This is a genomic window from Intestinibacter sp., from assembly GCF_034113885.1.
GTDB lineage: Bacteria > Bacillota > Clostridia > Peptostreptococcales > Peptostreptococcaceae > Intestinibacter.
Map to the genome: position 1 here is coordinate 1 of NZ_JAXEWM010000056.1, position 2261 is coordinate 2261.

General features: G+C 27.4%; 1 protein-coding gene. It reads left to right on the top strand.

What is annotated here, in order from left to right:
* The coding region (locus SPD90_RS03520) for a leucine-rich repeat protein (protein WP_320924327.1) at positions 1 to 2044 on the top strand (2044 nt) is incomplete at its 5' end.
* Positions 2045 to 2261 lie beyond the last annotated feature (217 nt).

Below are 2261 nucleotides of genomic sequence, written 5' to 3' on the forward strand. Positions count from 1 at the left end.
TTATTTTGATGTTAATGGTTTAGCGGAAGAATTGACTGTTATAGAAGATGTACCAACAACTTGTACTGAGAGAGGATATAAGATTGTTCAAAATAGCTTGGGTGTTAAGCAAACTGTTAAATATTCTACTCCTATAGGTCATGATTATGTACACATGGATGATTATGATGAAACAGGAATGTGTAAATGTAGAGGTTGTGGTATAGAAGCTAAAGACATAGCAACTTTAAATGTAAGTTTATATGGATATAGATTTGCATATACAGGAGGATCATTAAGTCCAAGAGCTACAGTAGAAGGATTAAAAGAAGGTGTAGATTATAGAGTTTGGTATAGTAATAATGTAAATCCAGGGGATGCCATTGTAACAGTAAGAGGAATAGGAAACTATATAGGAACTGTAACAAAGACATTTGTAATCTATAGAAAAATGAGTACATTGGAAGCAAATTTAGAATATACAAAATGTATTTATGACGGAAAAGAAAAGACACCAAAAGTAACAATAGAAGGGCTAACAGAAGGTAAAGATTATACAGTAAGTTATTCTAATAATGTAAATGCAGGAGAAGGTAAAGTTATAATAACAGGTATAGGAACATATAATAGCGGAACATTAACCACTACATTTAAAATTGCACCAACAGATATATCTGGAAAAGAACCAGTATTAAGCTATACTGAATGTGAATACAATGGAAAAGAGAGAAAGCCAGATGTTAAAATAGATGGTTTAGAAAAAGGAATAGATTATGAAGTAAGCTATGAAAATAATATAGAAGTTGGAACAGCAAAGGTAATTGTAAAAGGTATAGGAAATTACCAAGGAACAATAGAAAAGACATTTACAATAAAAGAAGAAAATAAAGATAGAATAGACATATCAGAATTAGAAATAAAACTTGAATCAGATAGTTATATTTATACAGGCGAAGTAATAAAACCGGCTGTAACAATAGAAGGATTAGAAGAAAATGTTGATTATGTAGTAACTTATGAAAATAATATAGAAATAGGAACAGCAAAAGTAACAATAGAAGGAATAGGAAACTACAGAGGAGCAGTAGAAAAAGAATTTACTATAAAAGATTCAAGAATAGATATATCAACTTTAAATGTAAGTTTATATGGATATAGATATGCATATACAGGAAAAGCCTTTAGTCCGAGAGTAACAATACAAGGATTAAAAGAAGGTGTAGATTATAGAGTTTGGTATAGCAATAATGTAAATGTAGGAAATGCAGTTGTAACAATAAAAGGAATAGGAAACTATATAGGAACTGTAACAAAGACATTTGTAATCTATAGAAAAATGAGTACATTGGAAGCAAATTTAGAATATACAAAATGTATTTATGATGGAAAAGAAAAGACACCAAAAGTAACAATAGAAGGGCTAACAGAAGGCAAAGATTATACAGTAAGTTATTCTAATAATGTAAATATAGGTATGGCAACGGTAACAATAAAAGGTATTGATCCATATTATACAGGAACAATAACAAAAACATTTACTATTACTGAACAAAATATAAATGCTCTAAGTTTAAAATTAGAAGCTGATAATCTTGACACAGCTAATAAACAAACACTAGAAATAGAAGCTTTAGAAGAAGGAGAAGATTATATAGTAACTTATGATTTAGGGGAAGATTCTAATACAATCAACATAGAAGGTATAGGAAACTATGAAGGACAAAAAACATTAAAGGCATCTAAAGATACAGAAATGATTGTTGTAGAAGATGGAGTTCAATATAACTTATTAAGTAATGGTGATGCTGAAGTATATAACTTTACAGAATTAGGTAAAGAAGCTAAGATAAAGAGTAAAGTAAAAAATCATAAAGTAACTAAGATAAGCAAAAAAGCTTTTAAAAAATGTGAAAAATTAGAATTAGTTAAAATACCTAATAGTGTATTAGAAATAGAAAAAGATGCATTCAAAGATTGTAAAAATATTACTATATCTGGAAATTTAGATTCTTATGCTAAAACTTATGCAGATAAAAACAAAATAAATTTTAAAGAATCTAAATGATCCATTAAAAAGCAATAAGGCAAATTATAAAAAATGCCCTCATTTAATATAGTTAGATGGGGGCTATTAAATTTATTAAGTGAAAATATTGTTGAGGAAAATATATGAAAAATAAATTAATTATTTTGACAAGTATTGTACTTTTTATAGGTATATTTTTTATATTTGATATAGAAGGATTTGAAAATTTAAGTAATTCTGTATCTATAAAAAATGT